This is a genomic window from Brachybacterium subflavum, assembly GCF_009299795.1.
Lineage (GTDB): Bacteria > Actinomycetota > Actinomycetes > Actinomycetales > Dermabacteraceae > Brachybacterium > Brachybacterium subflavum.
The window spans coordinates 66,078-87,232 of record NZ_VIGP01000008.1 but is presented as its reverse complement, the minus strand read 5'-3'; the positions used below and the strand labels follow the sequence as shown (position 1 = coordinate 87,232).

19 protein-coding genes are annotated in these 21,155 nt (G+C 72.7%); 6 read left to right on the top strand and 13 right to left on the bottom strand.

What is annotated here, in order from left to right:
• Positions 1 to 13: 13 nt before the first annotated feature.
• Together FHG10_RS16940 and FHG10_RS16935 are read right to left on the bottom strand one after the other, a co-directional pair.
• Complete coding sequence (locus FHG10_RS16940; RefSeq protein ID WP_152354544.1) at positions 14 to 1,069, bottom strand: HD domain-containing protein; 1,056 nt, start codon at positions 1,067 to 1,069, stop codon at positions 14 to 16.
• 38 nt (positions 1,070 to 1,107) lie between these two features.
• The gene (locus FHG10_RS16935) at positions 1,108 to 1,539 is read right to left on the bottom strand and encodes an acyl-CoA thioesterase (RefSeq protein ID WP_152354543.1); all 432 of its coding nucleotides are present in this window, start codon (positions 1,537 to 1,539) and stop codon (positions 1,108 to 1,110) included.
• A gap of 311 nt (positions 1,540 to 1,850) precedes the next feature.
• Here FHG10_RS16935 and FHG10_RS16930 point away from each other — a divergent pair, with 311 nt between their 5' ends.
• Together FHG10_RS16930 and FHG10_RS16925 are read left to right on the top strand one after the other, a co-directional pair.
• On the top strand, positions 1,851 to 2,306 hold the full coding sequence (locus tag FHG10_RS16930) for an NUDIX domain-containing protein (protein ID WP_227488345.1): 456 nt from the start codon (positions 1,851 to 1,853) through the stop codon (positions 2,304 to 2,306).
• A gap of 16 nt (positions 2,307 to 2,322) precedes the next feature.
• A complete protein-coding gene (locus FHG10_RS16925; protein ID WP_152354542.1) occupies positions 2,323 to 3,483 on the top strand; it encodes a PQQ-dependent sugar dehydrogenase in 1,161 nt (386 codons plus the stop codon).
• Between the two features lie 267 nt (positions 3,484 to 3,750).
• On the opposite strand, the gene FHG10_RS16920 is transcribed toward FHG10_RS16925, so the two are convergent.
• The gene (locus FHG10_RS16920; RefSeq protein WP_152354541.1) at positions 3,751 to 4,062 is read right to left on the bottom strand and encodes a putative quinol monooxygenase; all 312 of its coding nucleotides are present in this window, start codon (positions 4,060 to 4,062) and stop codon (positions 3,751 to 3,753) included.
• Between the two features lie 217 nt (positions 4,063 to 4,279).
• On the opposite strand from FHG10_RS16920, the gene FHG10_RS16915 reads away from it, so the two are divergent.
• A complete protein-coding gene (locus FHG10_RS16915; RefSeq protein WP_152354540.1) occupies positions 4,280 to 4,651 on the top strand; it encodes an MmcQ/YjbR family DNA-binding protein in 372 nt (123 codons plus the stop codon).
• Between the two features lie 144 nt (positions 4,652 to 4,795).
• Entirely contained in the window at positions 4,796 to 6,538 is a 1,743-nt protein-coding gene (gene dld, locus FHG10_RS16910) for a D-lactate dehydrogenase (RefSeq protein ID WP_152354539.1), read from the top strand.
• Positions 6,539 to 6,547: 9 nt separating this feature from the next.
• Here dld and FHG10_RS16905 read toward each other — a convergent pair whose 3' ends face one another.
• Together FHG10_RS16905 and FHG10_RS16900 are read right to left on the bottom strand one after the other, a co-directional pair.
• Positions 6,548 to 7,000 carry a GNAT family N-acetyltransferase gene (locus tag FHG10_RS16905; protein ID WP_152354538.1) on the bottom strand — a complete coding sequence of 151 codons (453 nt, stop codon included), beginning with the start codon at positions 6,998 to 7,000 and terminating at the stop codon, positions 6,548 to 6,550.
• Complete coding sequence (locus FHG10_RS16900) at positions 6,997 to 8,199, bottom strand: pirin family protein (protein WP_152354537.1); 1,203 nt, start codon at positions 8,197 to 8,199, stop codon at positions 6,997 to 6,999. The genes FHG10_RS16905 and FHG10_RS16900 overlap by 4 nt, the downstream gene beginning before the upstream one ends.
• 170 nt (positions 8,200 to 8,369) lie before the next feature.
• Here FHG10_RS16900 and FHG10_RS16895 point away from each other — a divergent pair, with 170 nt between their 5' ends.
• Together FHG10_RS16895 and FHG10_RS16890 are read left to right on the top strand one after the other, a co-directional pair.
• Positions 8,370 to 9,359: a Gfo/Idh/MocA family protein gene (locus FHG10_RS16895; RefSeq protein ID WP_152354536.1), complete on the top strand. Its 990-nt coding sequence runs from the start codon at positions 8,370 to 8,372 to the stop codon at positions 9,357 to 9,359.
• The gene (locus FHG10_RS16890) at positions 9,353 to 10,426 is read left to right on the top strand and encodes a Gfo/Idh/MocA family protein (protein WP_152354535.1); all 1,074 of its coding nucleotides are present in this window, start codon (positions 9,353 to 9,355) and stop codon (positions 10,424 to 10,426) included. The genes FHG10_RS16895 and FHG10_RS16890 overlap by 7 nt, the downstream gene beginning before the upstream one ends.
• A 188-nt stretch (positions 10,427 to 10,614) precedes the next feature.
• Here FHG10_RS16890 and FHG10_RS16885 read toward each other — a convergent pair whose 3' ends face one another.
• From FHG10_RS16885 to FHG10_RS16850, 8 genes are all read right to left on the bottom strand, one after another.
• Positions 10,615 to 12,501, bottom strand: coding sequence for an ABC transporter ATP-binding protein (locus FHG10_RS16885; RefSeq protein WP_152354534.1), 1,887 nt, complete (start codon positions 12,499 to 12,501; stop codon positions 10,615 to 10,617).
• Positions 12,498 to 14,399 (bottom strand): ABC transporter transmembrane domain-containing protein, encoded by a 1,902-nt coding sequence (locus tag FHG10_RS16880; RefSeq protein WP_227488344.1) that lies wholly within the window; start codon positions 14,397 to 14,399, stop codon positions 12,498 to 12,500. The genes FHG10_RS16885 and FHG10_RS16880 overlap by 4 nt, the downstream gene beginning before the upstream one ends.
• 65 nt (positions 14,400 to 14,464) lie before the next feature.
• On the bottom strand, positions 14,465 to 15,514 hold the full coding sequence (locus FHG10_RS16875; RefSeq protein ID WP_152354533.1) for a LacI family DNA-binding transcriptional regulator: 1,050 nt from the start codon (positions 15,512 to 15,514) through the stop codon (positions 14,465 to 14,467).
• Between the two features lie 18 nt (positions 15,515 to 15,532).
• Positions 15,533 to 16,672 (bottom strand): Gfo/Idh/MocA family protein, encoded by a 1,140-nt coding sequence (locus FHG10_RS16870; protein WP_152354532.1) that lies wholly within the window; start codon positions 16,670 to 16,672, stop codon positions 15,533 to 15,535.
• Complete coding sequence (locus FHG10_RS16865) at positions 16,672 to 17,493, bottom strand: ThuA domain-containing protein (RefSeq protein WP_152354531.1); 822 nt, start codon at positions 17,491 to 17,493, stop codon at positions 16,672 to 16,674. The genes FHG10_RS16870 and FHG10_RS16865 overlap by 1 nt, the downstream gene beginning before the upstream one ends.
• 88 nt (positions 17,494 to 17,581) lie before the next feature.
• Positions 17,582 to 18,442: a carbohydrate ABC transporter permease gene (locus tag FHG10_RS16860; protein WP_406565172.1), complete on the bottom strand. Its 861-nt coding sequence runs from the start codon at positions 18,440 to 18,442 to the stop codon at positions 17,582 to 17,584.
• 5 nt (positions 18,443 to 18,447) lie between these two features.
• Entirely contained in the window at positions 18,448 to 19,464 is a 1,017-nt protein-coding gene (locus FHG10_RS16855; protein WP_152354529.1) for a carbohydrate ABC transporter permease, read from the bottom strand.
• A 15-nt stretch (positions 19,465 to 19,479) separates the two neighbouring features.
• Positions 19,480 to 20,709 carry an extracellular solute-binding protein gene (locus FHG10_RS16850; protein WP_227488343.1) on the bottom strand — a complete coding sequence of 410 codons (1,230 nt, stop codon included), beginning with the start codon at positions 20,707 to 20,709 and terminating at the stop codon, positions 19,480 to 19,482.
• Between the last annotated feature and the right edge of the window lie 446 nt (positions 20,710 to 21,155).

The following is a 21,155-nucleotide window of genomic DNA, read 5'->3' as shown; positions in this document are numbered from 1 at the left end:
GGGGGCTCGGCGCTCAGGCGCGCACGACGCGCAGGTGCAGCGGCAGTGCGTCCTCGAGGGCCGTGATCTGCGGGTCGGTGAACGCGGACCCGTCGACCGTGGGCAGCGCGAGGTAGCCGCGGCGGATGTGCACGTCCAGCGCCTCCGGGGCGCCGTCGGCGGAGGTGCCGTCGGCGGAGGTGCTGTCGGCGGAGGCGCCATCGGCGGTGGCGGCGCCGGCGGGGATGCCTCGGGCGGCCGACGGGACCAGGTGCCAGCGCTGCGGGTGCGCCCGCAGCTCCAGAGTCAGCTCGCGCGTTGCGGGATCGGCCAGGAGTGCGGCCCAGAGCTCACCGTCCGTCAACAGCGCGAGGTGCTCCGCGTCGAAGCCCGAACCGTTCTCGAGAGCAGTCGTGACCAGGTGCTTCAGCACGGCGATCGGGACGATGTTGGACGGTGCGCGCTGGTGGCGGGCCTCCGCGGCGATGAGGTCCGCGAGCTCGTGCGCGGTGGCCTCGTCGGTGTCCACCGCGCCGTCGACCAGTCGAAGCCGCTCGAGCATCTCGCGCGGGGGAGTCCGCGTGCGCCCGTGCGCCTGGCCGCTGCGCAGGAACGAGTCGAGGTGGTCGAGCTTGAGGGCGCCGGACGCGTTGGTCAGGGGCGAGGGATGCGTGCCCTCGTCGATCGCGATGACCTCCGCGGCATCGAGGCCGTGGCGCCGCAGCATGGGATCGAGCTCGGTGATCCGCTCCCGGCCGATCCTGTGGTGGTCGAGCCCGGCGATGCCCTCGAGGGTGTGGCTGAAGGGCAGATGCCCGATGTCGTGGAGCAGGGCCGTCGCCCGGGCCGCGCGATCATCCGGCGCGAAGTGCGCGGTGAGGGCGAGGACGCCCAGGGAGTGCTCGATGCGCGTGTAGCTCTGCGTGGTGGTGAACGAGGCGATGCCCGCGTGGGCGATGAAGGCGAGGCGCCGCACCCACCAGGCGTCCAGCAGCTCGAGCTCGAGCGGCATCAGCTCGATCTCGATGCGCCAGACGGGGTCGAACCAGCGTCCGTCCAGACCGAGGGTGTCGGCGTCGATCCCGCGCACCTCGCCTCCCTTCCTCGTCGCTGCCGTCGGCCGACGGCTCAGCGCTGCAGGTCGCCCCGCGGCACCCGATCGCGGTCGTAGGTGATCTCCGTGTAGCCGTGCGGCGCGGGCCGCCCGTCCGCATCGACGTTGACGAACACGAGCTCGTCGATCGTGAGGATGCTCTGCTGCGTGAACAGGTTCCGGGCCTCGGCGCGCATCGTGAGGGACGTGCGGCCGAACTTCGTCGCGACCAGGCCGATCTCGACGATATCGCCCTCACGCGCCGAGGAGACGAAGACGATCTCCGACATGTACTTCGTGACCACGCGCTGATGGCCCAGCTGGATGATCGCGTAGACCGCGGCCTCCTCGTCGATCCAGCGCAGCAGGCTGCCGCCGAAGAGGGTGGCGTTGGCGTTGAGATCCTCGGGGCGCACCCACTTGCGGGTGCGGAAGGACATGACCGGCTCGGACGAAGAAGTCTCCATGTCTGGACATTTTAGGGGAGGGGTGTGTCCCCGGGGAGCCGCTGTGGCGCAGCCCGTATCGGGCGGCTCTGCCGCGCTGGGCGGCGGACCGTACCGCGCGGCACGACCGGCGCCGGGTGATGGAGGCGGCGCTGGGCGGGCGGCCGCATGGCAGGATCGAGCGCATGGTCAGCGGGGACGGAAGGCACGGGGGCGAGGGCCTGTTCTGGGACGCCGATGTCGCGGTCCGACGGGCTGAGTCGGATGGAGTCGGAGTCGGAGTCGGAGTCGGAGCCGGCACCGGGGGCGGGGCGGCTGCCGTGGGCGCGGCGATGACCCCGGCCCAGGCTGCTGCACAGACCCCGGCCGCGGCACCCGCACGGGCGCGGATGCTCGTCCTCTCGCCCGATGACTCGGCGATCGCGGCGATCCTCCGCACTCGTCCCGGCCGCGAGCCCTGTGCCGTGCTCCCCGGCGGCGGCCTCGAGCCCGAGGATGCCGATCCGCTGTCCGGCGCGCTGCGCGAGCTCATCGAGGAGACCGGGTTGACGGGCGACGACGTGGACCTCCTGACCAGCAGCGTCGTCGTCGAGGGCGAGCAGTGGATCTTCCTCGCCCGCGCCCGGCGCACGCCCGCCCTGCACCTCGGCGGGCCCGAGACCGCACGGGACACCGAGGTCCACGGCACCTACGAACCCGTGTGGCTGCGACCGCGCATTGCACTGGAGACGCTCGGCGGGAGGGTGCATCCCGACTGGATCACGAGGATGATCGCGGAAGCACGCTGAACCGCGAGGAGGCGGCATGGCCACGACCGAGCACCCGCACCATGAGCGCGCCGACGGCGCACCGCGACCGACCCGCCGGACCGCCGCGGCGGCCGCCCTCGTCGCACTCGGCGGCCTGGCCGCCTGCGCCGATACCGGGACAGCACCGCGAGGGGACGGGGCCGAGGATCGCACATCCGACGGCGGCGGGTCCCCGTCGGGCGGAGGCGGTCAGACCTCGCAGAGCCCCGAGGGCGTCGAGGTCCTCGCCGAGGGCCTCGAGGCGCCCTGGTCGATCGCATTCCACGGGGAGGCTCCGCTGATCAGCGAGCGCGGCAGCGCCCGCATCCTCGAACGGAGACCGGACGGGTCCCTGCGCACCGTCGCGACGATCCCCGGCGTCACCCCGCAGGGCGAGGCCGGGCTGCTGGGGATCGCCGTGCGCGACGGGACGCTGTTCGCGCACTCCACCTCCGCGGACGGCAACCGGATCCAGCGCTTCGAGATCACCGGCGAGCCCGGCTCATTGGACCTCGGCGAGGCGACGACGCTGCTCGACGGGATCCCATCGGCCGCGAACCACAACGGCGGGCGGCTCGCCTTCGGACCGGACGGGAAGCTCTACGCGACGGCCGGTGATGCCGGGGACAGGGACGCAGCGCAGGACGTCGACGCCCTGGCCGGGAAGATCCTCCGCCTCGATCCCGACGGGTCCGTGCCGGACGACAACCCGTTCCCGGCCTCGCCCGTGTTCAGCTTCGGGCACCGCAACCCGCAGGGCATCGCGTGGGACGAGGACGGCACGATGTACGCGAGCGAGTTCGGGCAGGACACCTGGGACGAGCTCAACGTCATCGAGGCCGGGGAGAACTATGGATGGCCCACGGCCGAGGGCATCGCCCACGAGGACGGCCTCGTCGATCCTCGCCAGCAGTGGCATCCCTCGGAGGCCAGCCCGAGCGGCATCGCGATCTCCCACGGCACGATCCACATCGCCGCTCTGCGCGGCGAGCGCCTCATCGACGTCCCCTTGAGCGACCTCTCGACCTCGACGCCGCGGCTGGCGGGGGACTACGGCCGTCTGCGAGACGTCGTCATCGCGCCCGACGGCTCCCTGTGGGTGCTCACGAACAACACGGACGGCCGCGGCTCGCCCGCCGACGGCGACGACCGTCTGCTGCGGGTGCCGACGGGGTGAGGGGCGCGATCCGGGGCTCGCTCGTGCCTGCCGGCCCCCTCGTCTCCGGCAGGGGCGTGCACTTCGCGTAGCCAGAGGTCGGGTCGTGACGAATAGAGCACGCGACCCGACCTATGACTACGCGTGGTGCACGGTGACGGTCGAGACCGTGCATGTGAAGGCGCCGAAGGGGGTGCCGGGAGTGCGAGGGCGCCGGGAGTCAGGTTCGGCGTCGAACCGCAGGGGAGGTCCCGCTCCCGGTCAGGTCCTGCAGAGCCCTCAGGTCCTTCAGATCGCGCCCTGCGCCTCGGTGCCGGAGGGCAGGGGAGTCATGCGGGTGACCAGGGTGGGCTTCTCGATGAGCTCGGCGATGTCCCCGTTGAGGATGCCGACGGCCTCGCCCGCGCCATGGGTGTCGAGGTCCTGGGCGCTCGTCCACTTCTCGATCATGGTGATGGTGCCGTCCTCGGCATCGTGGATCGAGTAGAGCTCGCAGCCGGGCTCCTCGTGGACGGCGGCGATGCCGCGCTGCATGGCCTGGACCAGCTCCTGCTTCTTCCCGGCCTTGGGGTAGAACACGGCGGTGACGATGACGGTCATCGGGGCAGCTCCTTCGCGTCGTTCCGGCGTCCTGCCGCCGGTGCCTCGAACGTATCAACCCAGCTCAGCGCCATCGAGCGCACCCCAGGATGTGGACCGTGCGATCCTGGCCGGAGCGCACGCGTCCGGCCCGCGCCGACGCACCGGGTCCGCGTCCGGTCCGCCCCGGACCGGGCACGCCCCGAACGCGTCCCGCTCCCGGTCGAAGGAGACCCCGATGAGCATGCTCGATGACGTCCGCCGCCTCGCGATCACCCTGCCGGAGGTCGAGGAGTCGACCTCCTATGGATCCCCGGCCTTCCGCGCGGCGGGCAAAGTCTTCGCGACCGTCCGCGGGCCGCGCCGCGCCGAGATCGCGGACGGGATCGTCGGCCCCGATGCGGAGATCCTCGTGGCCTGGTGCCATGACGTCGGTGAGCGCGAGGCCCTCATCGCCGCCCGTCCCGACCGCTTCTTCACCACCGACCACTACCGCGACCACCCGAGCGTGCTGGTGCGCCTGGAGACCCTCGAGGACGAGGACCTTCGCGAGGTGCTCGAGGACGCCTGGGATGCCCGTGCCCCGCAGTCCCTGCGTCCGGGGGAGTGAGGCGCGCCCCGCTTCTCGCGCCCCGCCTCTCGCGCTCCGAGAACGCCCCTCGCCATCCGCGTGCGCCGCGTCGTTCGATGGCTACGCTGGCCCCGGCCCCTTGCGGCATCATCTTCACCCCCGACAGCGATGGAGCAGACGGACATGAGCACACGGCGGAACCAGGGATCCTCGAGCGCCGGGTCCCAGCAGGCCCTCGACGCGTTCGCCCAGATCATGGGCTCCAAGCACGTGCTCACCTCGAAGCGCGCCACCGCCCCCTACGCGACCGGCGACCGCTTCGGCTCCGGCGACGTGCTCGCGGTGCTGCGCCCCGCCTCCCTCGTGGACATGTGGCGCGCCCTGCAGGTGTGCGTCGACCATGACCTGATCGTCATCACCCAGGCGGCCAACACCGGCCTGACCGGCGGCTCCGGCCCGGGCGATCAGGACTACGACCGCGACATCGTCATCATCTCCACGCTGCGGATCGACCAGATCCACCTCATCAACGACGCCCGCGAGGCGATCTGCCTGGCGGGCGCCACCCTCTTCGAGCTCGAGGAGACCCTCGCCGAGCACGGCCGCGAGCCGCACTCGGTCATCGGCTCGAGCTCCATCGGAGCCTCCGTCGTCGGCGGGATCGCGAACAACTCCGGCGGCAGCCAGATCCGCAAGGGCCCCGCGTTCACCGAGCACGCGCTGTTCGCCCAGGTCGACGCGGACGGCACGATCCACCTGGTCAACCACCTGGGCATCGACCTCGGCACCGACCCCACCCACGTGCTCGACAGGCTCCAGCGCGGCGACTGGGATCCGGCCGACGTCACGGCGCCGCCGGAGGACTCGACCGGCACCGACTACGCCGAGCATGTGCGCGAGATCGTCGACACCCCCGCCCGCTACAACGCGAACCCGAAGTTCCTGTTCGAGGCCTCGGGCTGCGCCGGCAAGCTCATGGTGTTCGCGGTGCGCACCCGCACGTTCCCGCTCGAGAAGGACAAGGCCACCTTCTACATCGGCACCGACCGCCCCGCCGACCTCGAGGCCCTGCGCCGCACCTTCCTGGCCGCCGACGGCCCGCTGCCGATCTCCGGGGAGTACATGAGCTCCCATGCCTTCGACCTCGCCGCCGAGTACGGCAAGGACACCTACGTGTCCCTCAAGCACGCCGGCAGCCGCACCCTGGTGCGCATGTTCGCCCTCAAGAGCTGGGCCAACGGCGTGTTCGAGAAGCTCCCCGGCTTCGGACCCTCGGTCGCCGACGAGATCTCCCAGAAGCTGTTCGGCCTGATCCCCGAGAAGCTCCCGAAGCGTCTTCTGGGCTTCCGCGACCGCTTCGCCCATCACCTGCTGCTCGTGGTCAGCGGCAGCGAGCGCGAGGCCACGCAGCGCCTGCTGACCGACTTCTTCGCCGCGCCCGAGCACGAGGGCGAGTTCTTCGAGTGCGACGCCGACGAGGCCCAGAGCGCCACCCTGATCCGCTTCGGCGTCGCCAGCGCCGCCGGCCGGTACTTCACGATGCACCGCGAGGAGGCGTCGGCCATGGTGACCTTCGACGTCGCCCTGCGCCGCGACGACGAGGACTGGCTCGAGGTGCTGCCCCCGGAGATCGCCGACCAGCTGCTCGAGAGCGTCTACTTCGGGCACTTCTTCTGCCACGTGCTGCACCAGGACCACGTGGCGAAGGCGGGCGTGGACCCCGTGGCCCTCAAGAAGCGGATGACGACGCTGCTCGAGGACCGCGGCGCCGCCGTCCCCGCCGAGCACAACTACGGGCGCATCTACCCCGCGCCCGAGCCGATGGTCGACCACTTCCGCGAGATGGACCCGCGCAACATGTTCAACGCGGGCGTCGGCGAGACCACGGCGCACAGGGACTGGGCGCCGGTCGACTCCCGGGCCTGACGGCCCCGCTCAGACCTGCTCGATCGCGGCCAGGTGCTCGGGGCGGACCGCGTCGACGTGCGGGGCGGCCTCGTCGTGGTGCTCCACCCAGCGGGCGACGTACGGGCACACGGGCACGATCCGACGGCCCTCGCGCACGGTCTGCTCGAGCGCCGTGCGGGTGAGGGTCGAGGCGAGTCCGCGGCCCTCGTACTCGTCGAAGACGACCGTGTGGAAGAAGATCCGCTGCGAGGCGTCGTCGCCGTCGACGTCGCGATACTTCGAGAACCCGGCGTGGTGCTCGCCGACGAAGACGTCGAACCGGCGCTTCTCGGGGTTGTCGCGGATGAAGGCGCGGTCGGGCGTGCCGTCCTCCTCCGCCGCGGGCGGGGCGGCTTCCTGCGGGGAGGCGTCGCGCGGGGTGGCTTCCTGCGAGGCCGTGCTCGGTGCGTCGGGCTGCTCGGGGGTCGGGCTCTCGCTCATCGGGGGTCTCCTTCGTGCGGTTCTGGGGGCCTACGGGGCTGACGGCGGGGCGTGATGCGTGCGTTCGGGAGCGTGGGCGCCGGCAGGGGAGCGGGCGTGCCCTCGGGGAAGGGACCGAACCGGGAATTGTCGGACGGGGCCGCCGACGGGGCCGCCGGAGGGGTCGTCCGGGGCCCGGTCGTCCCGGGCCCCACGGAAGAGTCCTCCCGTCCGATCTCGCGCTGCCACTGCGCTCGGAACCGGGCGATCTCCTCGTGGGAGCGGCCCACGAAGTTCCACCACATGACGATCTCCTCGGGGAACGGCGGCCCGCCGAGCAGGATCAGGCGCGCCGGCTCCGTACCGGCGTCGACGCTCAGCGCGCGGGTGCCCTCGGCGATATGCGCGAGATGGTCGGCAGGGAGGTCGACGGTGCCGTCGCCGTCCATGCCTGCACCAGCGCCCGTGCCCAGGCCCGAACGCGTGCCCACTCCCGCGAGCTCGCCCGCATCCATGCTTACGCGCGCAGTCCCCGTGTCCACGAGCACGCCGTGCTCGAAGGTCGGGTCCAGGGCGAGCTCGAGGTGCGCGCGTGCCGGGAGCAGGAGCTCGGCGGCGAGGGCCGGGGTGCGGGTGGCGATGGGGGCGGAGGGGCCGTTGCCGGCGAGCCGTCCCAGGTAGGTGCGCACCGCGGCGCCGCCGATGTCGATCAGCGGAGCCACGTGGTGCTGGGAGGCGGGCGCGCCGAACCGCTCGGGCTCCGGCAGCGCGTACCAGAGCTGGACGCCGTGCAGCACGGTGGTGCTCGCCGTCGAGAACTCCGAGTGGGAGACGCTGCGGCCGGCGATCATCAGGTTCACCTCGCCCGGCCGCACCGTGTTCGAGAATCCCGTGGAGTCGATGTGGTCGATCTGCCCCTCGAACAGCAGCGTCACCGTCGCCAGCCCCGTGTGCGGGTGGCGGGGGACGGCCATGCCGCCGGTCGCGGCGACGTCGTCCGGACCGAAATGGTCGAGGAAGCACCAGGGGCCGATGAGCGAGAGGGCCCGCTGCGGCAGGGTGCGCCGCACGGTCATCGCGCGCGGCCCGCCGAGCGGCACGTCGCGAGGAGTGAGGACGCTCGGGCGAGGGGCACCTCCGTGGTCACCCCGTGCGGTTCGATCCGTGCCCGGGGCGGCCGAGCACAGCAGCTCGCGCGGATGCTTCTCCGTCGTCGACATCGTCGCCTCCCTCTGCGATCCCGGCGCATGCTCAGCCTATGCGTGGGCATCCGTGCCCGGCAGTCGGACGGGCTGCGGGTCGTGTTGCCGGGCGCCGGGCCCGACGGTAGATTCGAGGACCAGCCGAGTGAGCCACGGCACCCTCCGCGACGACCCCTCTGAGGAGCGAGATGACTGCCCCACCCGTCGGCCGCCTGCGCGCCGGCATCATCGGCACAGGCGGGATCTCCCGTGCGCATGCCCCCGGTTGGATCGACGCCGGCGCCGAGCTGCACGCATGCAGCCTCGAGGGCGCGGACGCCTTCGCCGAGCAGTTCGGCGCCATCGTGCACGAGAACCTCGACGACCTGCTCGCCGCGGTCGACGTCGTCGACGTCTGCACCCCCACCCCGAGCCACCCCGAGATCGTCCACCGGGCCCTCGACGCCGGCCGGGACGTGGTCTGCGAGAAGCCGCTCGCGCTGCGCGCCGAGGACGCCCGATCGCTGGTCGAGCACGCCGAGCGCGTCGGCCGCCTGCTGTTCCCCGCGCACGTGGTCCGCTTCTTCCCGCAGTACGCGGCGGCGAAGGCCGCGATCGAGCGTGGCGCGATCGGGGCCCCCGCCGTGCTGCGCTTCGAGCGCACCGGCGCGATGCCGAAGCAGCCGTGGTTCGCCGACGAGTCCCGCTCGGGCGGCATCGTCATGGACCAGATGATCCACGACATCGACCAGGCGATCTGGATGGCCGGTCCCGTGGCCTCCGTGTTCGCCCAGCAGAACCGGCGCGGCGAGGACGGCTCCCTGCGCACCGCGCACGTGGTCCTCACGCACACCGGCGGGGCGATCAGCCACTGCCGCGGTCTCTGGGGCGCTCCCGGGACCGTCTTCCGCTACACCTTCTCCCTCGCCGGCGACGGCGGACGCCTCGAGTACGACTCCGCGAGCGGGGACGGCGTGATCCGTGACGAGGTCGCCGCCGCCCGGCGCGGCGCAGACGGCGACTACCTTCCGGATGTCTCCGGCATGACCAGCCCCTACGCCCTCGAGATCCTCGACGCCGTCGCCACGCTCGAGTCCGGTGCGACGCCGCGCGTGAGCGGGGCCGACGGCGTCACCGCGGTCGAGGTCGCGCTCGCTGCCCTCGAATCCATCGCGTCCGGACGGAGGATCGCATGCTGACCACGGACGACCGGGCGGACGATCAGGCGGCACACCACGCGGGCGAACAGGGGCGCGCCCCGGACCGCCCTCTGCGCATCGCCCTGCTCAGCTGCGCCCACACCCACGCCGCCGGCTATGCGGCCCTGCTCGACGCGCGCGAGGACGTCGACCTCGTCGTCTCCGACCCCGACGGCTTCGGCGACGTGCGCGTCTCCGACCGCTCGCGGATCGTCGGCAGCCACGAGGAGGCGCTCGACGCGTGGGGCGGGGGGACGACCGGGCCCGACGCCGTCGTCGTCACCAGCGCCAACGCGCACCACCGCGACCTCGTCCTCGAGGCCGCGCGGCGCGGCGCGCACGTACTGTGCGAGAAGCCGCTGGCGACCACCGTCGTCGACGCCCAGCAGATGGTCGAGGCCTGCCGCGAGGCGGGAGTGCTGCTCATGACCGCCTTCCCCGTGCACTTCGCCCCGCAGGTCGCCTCGCTGCGCGATGCTGTCGCCCACGGCGGTCTCGGCGAGGTCGTGGGCGTGACCGGCACCAACAACGGCAAACTGCCCACGGGGCGCGACTGGTTCACCGACATCGAGCTCTCCGGGGGCGGCGCGCTCGTGGACCACACCGTCCACATCGCCCAGATCCTCGACTCCGTGTTCGGGGAACCGGAGACCGTCCACGCCGTCACCAACCGGATCCTCTTCGCCGATCGCGCCGGGGACGGCGCCGAGACCGGCGGACTCGTGACCCTCACCTACGCCGACGGGCTGGTCGCGACCATCGACTGCTCCTGGTCGCAGTCGGCCGACGCCCCCACCTGGGGCGGCGTCACCCTCCAGGCCGTCGGCACCCAGGGACAGCTCACCGTCGACCCGTTCTCGCAGCACGTGGGCGGATTCGGCCAGTGGCTGCCCTACGGCGCGGACCTCGATGCGCTCATGCTCGATGCGTTCCTCGCCGCAGTGCACCGGGGAAGCAGCAGCGGTGTCGAGCCGAGCGGTGAGGCCGGCCTGCGCACCGTGCGCATCGTCGCCGCAGCCCAGGAGTCCGTGCGCACGGGCCAGCCGGTCGCACTCGCCGAGGTCTGATCCGGGGGCTCGATCAGTTCGTCCGTCGCGTTCTCTCACCGAATGTCCTGTCGCGGATGGGCCGCTGGTGAGGAGCCGGGGCAATATTGCCACGGCTCCTCACCAGCGGCCCGTCCGTGACTTCGGTGCTGGCAATGCCTGGTGACGATCTCAGCTCGCGGGCGTCCAGGTGCGTGCCCCGCGCCCGATCAGCGCGCCGTCCACGCCTCCCACAGTCGGGCGTAGAGGCCGTCTCCGCGGGCAAGGTCCTCGTGGCGGCCGATCTCGGCGATCCGCCCCTGCTCCATGACCACGACCCTGTCGGCCGACGCGGCCTGCGAGAGCCGGTGGGCGACGACCAGCCCGCCGCGGCCCGCGAGCACCGCCTCGGCCGCGGACTCCAGGGCCCTCGCCCCGGAGGATCCGGCCTCCGCGGTCGGCTCGTCGAGGACCACGAAGTCGGGGGCCGCGAGCACGATGCGGGCGAGCGCGAGCATCTGCTCCTGCATCGCCGTCAGCCGGTGCGCACCCTCGCCGACCGGGGTCGCCAGCCCCTCCGGCAGCGCCGCCGCCCACTCGAGGGCGCCCACGTGCGCGAGCGCACCCTCGACCTGGGCGTCGTCGGCCTCGGGGCGGGGAAGGCGCACGTTCTGCGCGACCGTGCCGTGGAAGACGTGCACCTCCTGGCTGATCATCGCCACGCGTCGGCGCAGCTCGCGGGCGGGGATCTCGCGCACGGAGTCCGCGCCGAGGCGCACGCTGCCGGTGCTGGGCGGGACGATGCCCGCGGCGATCTGGGCGAGCGTGGACTTGCCCGCACCGGTCGCGCCGACCACCGCGACCACCTCGCCGGGAGCGATCGTGAGATCGACGTCGGCGAGCACCGTGCGCTCGGGGGCGTAGGCGTGGGCGATGCCCGCGAGCACCAGGGGAGCGGTGTCGGCGATCGGGGCCGCGACCGACGCCCCTTCCGCACGAGCCGATCCGGCCAGCGCGTGCTCGTCAGCCGACGCGCCCTCGTCGCCCCCAGCGTTCCCTCCGGCACCCAGCAGGCTCTCGCGGACCCCTTGGGCCGGAAGGTCGATGACGCCGACCATGCGGGCGAGCGAGGCGCCGGCGGACTGGATCTCGTCGAACATGCCCACGAGCGCGCCGATCGGGTTGAACAGGCGGTGGAAGAGCAGGGCCGCGGTCGCGACGCCGCCGGCGCTGAGGCTGCGCGACTCGACGAGGAAAAAGCCCACCACCAGCAGGACCACGAGGGTCACGGCCTCGGCGCGGTTGTTGCGCGAGAAGGCGCGGGTGAGGAAGCGGAACACGTGGATCGAGAGGTCGCGGGCACGGGAAGAGGCGGCGTCGATCCGGTCCAGCTCCGTGCGCTCCGCCTCGAAGGCGCGCAGCGTCGCCGCGCCGCCGATCCCGCCGAGCATCCGCTGCGAGCGCACCCCGAAGGCGATCCGCTCCTGCGCGTAGATCGGCCCTGACCGGGGCAGGTACCAGCGCAGCGTCAGCCAGTACATCGGCACCGCGACCAGGCCCGCGACGCCCAGGCGCCAGTCCACCGCGGTCATGCCGGCCGCGGAGACGACGACCACGAACAGCGACTGCAGGAACATCGGCAGGATCAGCGAGGCCGCATCGGTGACCACGCGGGAGTCCTCGGCGACACGGGAGACGAGGTCACCGCGGCCGCCGCTCTCGACGACCGCCGAATCCACGGACAGCGCGGCGTCCATGACGTCCTCGCGCAGCGAGGCGACCGCCGGCTCGGCCAGCGAGGAGGTCCACCAGCGGCCGAGCCACGTGGCCAGGCCGCCGACGATCCCGGCGCCGAGCACCCAGATCGCGCCGGTGACGACCGGGCGCATCGTCGGATCGGCGGTGAGGTCGTCGACCAGGTCGCCGACGATCCAGGGGCCCACCAGCCCGCAGACCGCGGAGATGACGCCGGCGGCCACGATCGCGAGCAGCAGCAGCGGTCGCCGCGTGAGCAGGGGCCGGATCTCGGCGAGGATGCGCCGGGGCGGGGCCGTGGGCAGGAGCGGCGCGGTGGCCGACGGGGTTGTCTCGGCCGACGGGGCGGTGCTGGTCGTCATCGCTGCACGCTCGCGATCTGGGTCGGGGCCGCATCCTCGGGGATCTCGACGATCCGGTCGGCGAGGGCGCGGAAGGCGGGGGAGGCGGTGAGCACGAGGGTCGCGCGCTCGGCGCGCAGCGCCTGGACGCCGCGGGCGATCGTCCACTCGGTCACCGAGTCGACGGCGCTCGTGGGGTCCTCGAGCACGAGCACGTCGGGGTCGGCGTGCAGGGCGCGGGCGAGGGCGATGCGCTGGCGCTGTCCGCCGGAGATATTGCTTCCCGCTTCGCGGACCGCGTGGTCCAGGCCCGTGCCGACGGCCTCGAGCACCTCGTCGGTCGCCGAGGCGGCGAGCACGGCGGGGGAGATCTCCGGTGCGGTCGCCGAGAAGGTCCCGGGGACGACCGCGGAGGAGACCGCGCGGGGAGCGTCGGCCTCGAGGCCGTGGGTGAGGGTGATGTTGGAGCGGATGGTGCCCTCGAACAGGTCGGCCGCGTGCGGCGAGAGCACCATGCGCGGGGCGATCGGCCGGGGCGCGCGGGCGCGGTCAGCCCCGCCCAGCAGGACATGGCCCGCGCCGTCGTGCCCGGCCAGGGCGTCCGCGACGCGCGTCGCGACGGCGGGCTGCGCGGCGTCGATGACCACGAGACCGGCCGGTGGGACCGCGAGGTCGAGGGTGCGCGGGGCCTCGGCGTCGGCCGCATCGAGCGGGAGCCCGCGGATCTCGAGGGCCGAGCTCGTGGGGGCGGGGGCGCCGACGGCCTCGACCTCACCGGTGGAGAGGTAGTCGGCGAGGCGCTGGGCGGCGCCGTGGGAGCGCGCGAAGACGGCGACGGTCATGGTGAGCGCCTGCACGGGCTCGGAGAAGAAGGCGGCGACGCCGACGATGGAGACCAGCTGGCCGACGCTCAGATCGCCGCTGGTCACGCGCCATCCGGCGAGCAGGAGCACTCCGGCGAGGATGATCGCGACCGCGAGCGTGCCCAGTCCCGTGACGCGCCCGGAGAGATCCGCGGTGCGCACTCCCGCGTGGGCGGCCTCGCGGGAGGTGCCGTGGTACCGGGCCGACGCCCAGCGCTCGCCGCCGATCGCCTTGAGGATGCGCAGTCCGCCCATGGTGTCCCCGGCGACGGCGCCGGCCTCGGCGATCGCCGCCTGCTGCACGCCGCTGCTGCGTGAGATGAGCTTCGAGGGGCCCGCGATCGCGAGCAGCGTGAGCGGCACGCCGACGATCACCACGAGTCCCACCAGCACGTCCGTCCACAGCAGGTACAGCGAGGCGCCCGCGAGCCCCACCACCGCCGATCCGCCGACGGCAAGCTGGCGGAAGATCGTGGCGGCGACGTCCGCGTCGGCCGTGGAGAGGGAGAGGACCTCGCCCGGACGCCTGCCGCTGAGCGCGCCGCGCGTGAGCAGGGCGTGGCGGGCCACCTCCACCCGCAGGGCATGCGCCTCGCGCAGCAGCGAGAAGTGCATGCACCGGGACCCGAAGCGGTAGGAGAAGGACAGCACCGTGAAAAGCGCGAGCAGGCCGAGCATCGAGATCAGCAGCGCGAGACGGTCCATCGGCACCACTGCGCGGTCCACGATCACGCCGATCGCGATCGGCACGACCGCCTCGCACGTCTGCCACAGCGCCATCAGCAGGAAGCCGGGGATCACCGCGCCCAGGTGCCGGCGCAGGGCGCGGCGGATGAGCGCCCACGCGGTGCGCGGCGGGGCGGGTCGGGATACGGGCTGAGGTCCGGCGGCGGCATCGGCGCCGTCCGCGTCGGGGCCGACGACGGCTTCGCCGGCGGACCCGGCCGAGGGCCTCGCGTCGCGACGTGCCTTCCGCTCGAGCGGGTCGGTCCAGGTGTCGACGGGCGGCGGGGCGGCGGCGTGCGCGGGGACGTCACGTGTGCGCGTGGCAGGCATCGTGCCTCGGGCTTCCGGGAAGAGGGCGGGTGGGGATGGGCCCGGGGCGAAGGGCTGAGGTCAGCCTAACCTGTGGGGGTCGAGGCGTGCTCGCCGCCGTCCTGCCCCGGCCGCTTCTGCCCCGCCCGATCCGGCTCCACCCACTCCGGCTCCACGAGCGTCACGCGCGGGGAGGCGCCGTCCTCGCGCAGCAGGCGGACGAGCTCGCGCACCGCGAGCTCGCTGATCTCCACGCGTCGCGGATCGATCCTGGGGATCCGTGCGAGCAGAGGGCTGATGGCGGCGAGGTCCTCGTCGGTGAGCGCGAGGGGCAGCAGCTCAGGGTCCGCGAGCGCGCCGCTCGCGGCGGTCGCGAAGAGCACTTCGGTGACGCCGTTGAGCCCGAACACGGCCGTGCGCCTGCCCGCGCGCGCGAGGTCGCGGGCGCGGGCGGGGACGTCAGGGAGATCGCCCGCATCGAGCACGACCTCGAGGCCCGTGCTCTGCCCCTGCTCCTCGATGCCGAGCAGGAACCGGGAGACGTCATTGCGGTGGCGACGGTGCCCGGGCTCGCCGAACAGCAGCAGGCGCTCGCAGCCCTCGTCGGCCGCACGGTCCACGACCATCCGGCCCAGGCGCTCGAAGTCGAGGTCCACCACGCTGCCGTTGGGGAATCCCACGGGCTTGCCGATCAGGACGAACGGCAGGCCCGCCTCCACCACGGCAGCGACGCGCTCGTCGTGGCGGCCGAGCTCCATGAGGATCAGAGCCTCGCACACGCCCGTGCGCACCACGCGGTGGATGCCCCGGGCGCCCTCCTGCGCCGTGACCAGCAGGATGTCGTAGCCGAAGCGCTGCGCCTCCCGGGCGATCGCGCCCACGAAGCGCATCAGCACCGCATCGTTGCCGTAGGCCTCGGGCACCATCAGCCCGATCACGCCGCTGCGGCGCGAGCGCAGGGCGCGGGCCCCGGAGTTCGGGTGGTAGCCGAGCTTCTCGATGGCCTCCTCGACCCGTCGGCGCGTGGCGGCGGAGATCGGCCGGGAACCGGTGAGCACATAGCTGACGGTGCTCTGGGAGACGCCCGCCAGGCGCGCGACGTCCTGGCTCGTCGGCGCGCTCCTCCTCACCGGCATGCCCCCTCCGCTCGTTCCTCACACGGCTCCGCCACCTGCGCTCCCAGTCTTCCACGACTCCAGGGCGCTGCTGCGGCCGTCGGCGTGATCCAGCTCCCGCGCCGCGTCGAGCGCCTCGTCCATGATCTCGGCGAGGTCCACGGTGCGGCCATCCGCGGCCGAGCGGACGGCCGCCTCGACGATCGCCTGGGTCCAGACGTTCTCGTGCACCTCCGACTCGGGCGTCGTGCCCTCGCGCAGGGCTGCGCAGAAGGCCGCGAGCGAGGAGTCGAGCTCCCACAGGGCGTCGGCCGCGGGCTCGCGGCCGGGGATCTCCCGGCCGTCCTCCGTCGTGGCCGATGGAGGCCGCTCGCCGTCCCAGGCGACCGTGCCGCGCGGGCAGCTGAGCGACCACTCGCCGTTCCAGCTGGTCTCCCGCCCCGGCGAGCACCACGAGCCGACGAAGGTGTGCACGGCCCCGGAGTCGTAGCGCACCGTGACCGTCGCGGCCGCGTCCCCGTCGTACCAGCTCCACGCAGGGTTGTACGAGACTGCGGTGACGGATGCGGGGGTGCCGGCGACGAGCACGCGGGCCGCGTCGAAGGCGTGGATGGCCATGTCCACGATCAGCGGCTGCGCCATCTCCTCGCGGAAGCCCCCGAAGCGCGGGGCGCGCGAGAACCGGGTGGAGACGAGGCCCGCGCCGCCCAGCTCGCCGGCGAGCCGGGCCGCCTCCCGCAGGTGCGGGTTGTGGCGGCGCGACTGCGAGACCATGAACAGCCTGCCCGTGGCCTCGGCGTGCCCGGCGAGCGAGAGCGCCTGCGCGAGGGTCGCGGCGCAGGGCTTCTCGCCCAGCACGGGGTATCCGGCGTGCAGCGCGTCGGCCGTCACGCGGTGGTGGGCGGCGGGGATGGTGACGTCGATGATCGCCTGCGCGCCCGCCGCGCGGGCGACCTCGAGGGCGTCCGTGCCGGTGCGCACCGCGCCGCGGTTCGCCTCGGGCACGAGGTCCGCGACGGCGCTCGCCGCGGCCCCGTCGATCACATCGGCCACTCCTGCCAGGCGCGCATCGCGCGAGCGCAGCACCGTGGAGATCCACGCCCTGCCCATGCCGCCGGCGCCGACGACCACCACGGGCAATGCATCCGCGCGCTGCCCGGCGGGATCCGTCCGCGTCATCACTCGCCCTTCCCCGCGGCCTCGGCGTCTCCCACTCCCTGCCCGCCGTCGCCGGTGAGGAACCAGTCGGTGGGGTAGCGGTCCAGGAAGGGCACCTCGCGGTCGGCCGCCGCGGGCCGCGCCCAGTCCACGCCGTTGGCGATCACGCGGCGCACGTCGCGGTGCTGGTAGACGGGATAGTCCTGGTCGCCGGGGGAGAAGTAGAAGATCTTGCCCTTGCCGCGGCGGAAGCAGCAGCCGGAGCGGAACACCTCGCCCCCGCTGAAGGAGGAGACGAACACGAGCTCGTCGGGCACGGGGATGTCGAAGTGCTCGCCGTACATCTCCTGCTCGTCGATGACGATCGGGTGGGGGACGCCGGCGGCGATCGGGTGCGAGGGGTTCACGGTCCACACCAGCTCGCGATCGCGCTCGTTGCGCCAGCGCAGGGTGCAGGTGGTTCCCATGAGCCGCGTGAACGGCTTGGACCAGTGCCCGGAGTGCAGCACCACCAGGCCCATCCCGGCGAGCACGTGGCGCTGGACCCGCTCGGCGACCTCGTCGCTCACCTCGTCGTGCGCCATGTGCCCCCACCAGGTGAGGACGTCGGTCGCGGCGAGCACCTCCTCGCTGAGCCCGTGCTCGGGATCATCCAGCAGGGCGATCCGAGTGGTCACGGACGCACCGAGGTTTTCGGCGACGGCGTCGCGGATCGCGGCGTGCATGCCCTCGGGGTAGTTCTCGCGCACGCGGGCGTCGCGCTGCTCATGGCGGTTCTCGCCCCAGACGGTCACGCGCAGCGGGCGCGCGGTCGTCGGGGAAGCGGGGGCGGTGGTGGTCATCGGGTTCCTCTCTCGGGTGGGGTCATGGGAGCACGGCCCGCGGCGGGGCCGGGACAGGGCCTGGTTCCGGGCTGGCAGCAGGGCGCGGTCATTTCACGGCGCCTCCGGTGGCGCCCGCGGCGATGTACTTCTGGGCCGCGATCATCAGCACCACGGCGGGGACGGAGGACATCACGGCCGTCGCCATCACGGCGCTCCAGTCGGTGTCGTTGGTGCCGATGTAGGTGTAGAGGCCCAGCGTGACCGGGCGGATGGTCTCGCCGGTGGTCAGCGTCAGGGCCATCAGGAAGTCGCTCCAGGCGAAGAGGAACGAGAAGATCCCGGCGGTGATCAGCGAGTTCCGGCTCACGGGCAGCACGATCGAGACGAAGGCGCGCAGGTGCCCGCAGCCGTCCACGCGCGCCGCCTCGACGATCGAGGTCGGGAACGTCTCGAGGTAGGCGCGCATGATGAGGATCGAGAAGGGGATGCCCTGGGTCGCGTCGGCCAGGATCAGGCCGGGGATCGAGTTGATCAGGCCCAGCGGCGTATACGCCGTGTAGAGCGCGTTGGCGATCACGATGCCGGGGATCATCTGGCTGATCAGGACCAGGAACACGAGCACGGCGGTGCCGCGGATGCGGAACTGGGCGAGGGCGTAGGCGCACGGGGCGGCGATGACGAGCGACAGGATCGCCGCGCCCACCGCGACGACGAGCGAGGTCAGCAGGTTCGGCCCCTGGTCGGCGAAGGCGCGGGCGTAGCCGCCGACGTCGGGGTGCAGGGGCAGCAGGCCCGTGTTCAGGCTGTTGCCCTGAGGGGCGAGGGAGGCGTTGACCATCCAGTAGACGGGGAACAGCATGATCGCGACGAGCACGATGCCGATGCCGGTGTGGAGCAGGCCGCGCGGGGCGCCCGAGCGCCGGCGCGGCGGGGTGAGGGATGTGCGGGGTCCGGTGGTGGTGGTCATGGCGGTCATCCGTTCTTCGCGGCGCGCGCGTTCGCCCGCAGGTAGACGACGGAGAAGAGCAGGGCGATGAGGATCAGGACGTTGCTGAGCGCGGCGCCCTGGCCGAAGTCGAACTCGAGGAAGCTGAGCTCGTAGCTGCGGGTCGCGAGCGTCTGCGTGGCGTTCGCGGGGCCGCCGCCGGTGAGGCCGATGATCAGGTCCAGGACCTTGATCGTGTAGATGACGCCCAGCAGCAGCACCACGCTGACCACGGGGCGCAGCAGCGGCAGCGTGATGTGGCGGAAGGACTTCCAGCCGGTCGCGCCGTCGAGCTGGCCGGCCTCGTAGAGCTCCTCCGGGATCGCCTGCAGCCCGCTGTACAGCAGCGCCACGTTGAAGGGGATCCCCAGCCAGATGTTCACCATGATCACGGCGATCAGGGCGGTGTCGGAGCTGGTCAGCCAGCCGATGGGCTCGGAGATCAGGCCGATGGACTCGAGGAAGCGGTTGAGGATGCCGCTGTCCTGCTCGAGGATCCACCGCCACACGGCCGCGGAGACGATCATCGGCAGCAGCCACGGCAGCAGCAGGAGGGATCGCAGCACCCCGGAGAGCGGGAAGTGTTTGCGGAAGTAGAGGGAGAGGCCCAGCCCGATGATGAACTGGCCGATGATCGAGCCCACGGTGAACAGGCCCGTGTTCGCGAGGGCCTTGAGGAAGATCGGGTTCGACAGCGCGGTCGCGTAGTTGTCGAGGCCGACGAACGGTGCGCTGCCGTTGAAGAACGTCGAGAAGTCGTACGCCTGGAAGCTCATCACGACGTTCTTGACGATCGGGTACCCGTAGAACAGCAGCAGGTACAGGACCGCGGGGGCGATGAAGGCGTAGCGCACCAGGACGCCCTCGCCGCTGCGCCGCCGGCGGCGCTCCGGACGCTGGGCGGGCCCTCCGTCGGCGGCGTCGGCGCGAGGGGATCGGCGGGTGGCCCGGGGTCCGACGGAAGCGAGTCCTTCGGCGCTGGAAGCAGTGCTTGTGCTGGTCATCTGTGGCTCCTCGTCTCAGCTCACGGTCCGGGCGGCCTCGTCGAAGGCCTTCGCCGGATCGGTGTCGTCGACCAGGACCTCCTGGTTCGCGGTGTAGATGGCCTTGGCGGTGCGCGGCCACTCGGGCCCGAGCTCGCCGGTGCGGGCGCGGGCGGTGGAGACCTGCTCGACGAAGGTCGCGAGGTCGGGGTGCTCGCTCGCGAACTGCTTCGCGGTCGCGGCGTGGCCGGGGATGGTGCTGCGGGCGGTGCCCATGCGCAGCTGGTTCTCGGGGGCGACGAAGGCCTGGAGGAGCTTCGCGGCATTGCGCTGCTTCTCCTCGTTCCCGGTCACCGGGACCGTCCAGACCTCCCCGCCGAGCGGTGCGATCGACTCGGCGCCGGAGCGCGGGACCGGGAGGGTGACCACGTCCCACTCCAGATCGGGGGTGTCGGCCGTCAGGCCCGCGATGTTCCACGGGCCGTTGACGACCATCGCCGCCTTCCCGGCCTTGAACTGGTCCATCGCATCGCCCTGTCCCCAGTTGACCACCGACCGGGAGGCGGAGCCGTCCTGCAGGAGCTGGGACCAGAACTCGGCGGCGCCCGCGACCTCGGGGGTCGCGAGGTCCTTCTCGTCGCCGCCGTTGGACCACATGAACGGCATGAACTGGAAGGTCCCCTCATAGGTGGCGATCGCCGAGAACGCGATCCCGTAGGTGCCGTCGCCGGTGAGGGCGCGGGCCGCCTCCCGGGTCTCCTCCCAGGTGGTGGGCGGGTCGATTCCGGCCTTCTCGAGCATCGGCACGTTGAAGAACAGGGCGATCGTGTTGACCGTGGGGGCGATCGCGTACAGCGTCCCGTCGAGCATCCCGAGGTCGGCGATCGACGGGGTGAGCCCGTCGGTCGAGAAGCCGTACTGATCGAGCGGCGCGAGGGCGCCGGAGGCCGCGAGCTGTGGGAGATCGGGGTTGTCGAGCATGAGGATGTCCGGGAGCGTCTTCGAGGACCCCATCTGCAGGACCTTGGGGATGAGCTGGTCGCCGGGGACCTTCTCGCGGCTGAACGTGAGCCCCAGGTCCTTCGCGCTCTTCGTGAAGGTCTCCTCGATGACGACGTCGTCGGCCGGGGTGTTGTAGTAGTCGACGATCCGCAGGGACGTCGGATCGGAGGCGGTCGAGCTCCCGCAGCCGGCGAGGCCCAGAGCCGCGGTCGAGGCGAGGGCCGCGGGGGCCAGGAGGGTGCCGAGCGCGCGGCGGGAGAGCACGGGCTGCGGGGCGCGGAGGGAGCGCGAGGACGCGGCGGTCCGCGGGGACGCGGCGGACCGCGCGCGGTGGACGGCTCTGCGCGGGAGGGGCGGGCGTGGAGCGGATGGCACGGGGAACTCGCTTTCTCCGCCGCATTGCATCGATACGAATCGATGATGTGCGGTCGACGACGTCGGCGATGGAGGAACGGAGGGGTGTCGCCGACGGGCGCTGCGATGCGCCCCGGTCGGCTGCGGACCATCATGGACGTGCCGGGCGGGGATTGCAAGGGGTGGTCCGGCCGGCAGGGGCCGAGGAGGCCCGCATCCTCGGAGCGCCCGGGAGCCTGCTGCCGGGGTCACGGGCCAGCCGGACGGCCTGCGGAAGACGCGGCTGCGGACAGCAGTTGTCGATTCGTATCGGCTGGAGTGCGACGAAGGGCCGCGCGGTTCCGCGCGGCCCTTCG